The sequence below is a fragment of the Achromobacter sp. SIMBA_011 genome, assembly GCF_046535435.1.
In the GTDB taxonomy this organism is placed as follows: Bacteria; Pseudomonadota; Gammaproteobacteria; order Burkholderiales; family Burkholderiaceae_B; genus Achromobacter; species Achromobacter dolens.
Window position 1 is genome coordinate 1 of the sequence record NZ_JAWRWN010000713.1, and the last position, 260, is coordinate 260.

The 260-nt window shown below is 65.8% G+C and carries 1 protein-coding gene; it reads right to left on the reverse strand.

Going from position 1 to position 260, the window contains the following annotated elements:
• On the reverse strand, window positions 1-260 hold a 260-nt coding region (locus SB816_RS32820), incomplete at both ends, for a nickel-dependent hydrogenase large subunit (protein WP_410548357.1).

A 260-nucleotide genomic window follows, 5' to 3' on the forward strand; every position in this document is an offset into this window, starting at 1 on the left:
GCACGAGGTGGTCGTGCACCCACAGCGTGGCCTGCATGAGATTGCGGATGAGATTCGCATTCTCGGGAATCGCGATGCCGAGCGCGTTCTCCACCGCGCGCACCGACGTGAGCGCGTGCGTGCCCGTGCAGACGCCGCAGATGCGTTCGACGAAGGCCCACGCGTCGCGCGGATCGCGGCCGCGCAGGATCACTTCGAGACCACGCCACATCGTGCCCGTGGAGACGGCGTTGGTGATGACGTTGTTGCTGTCGAGATTG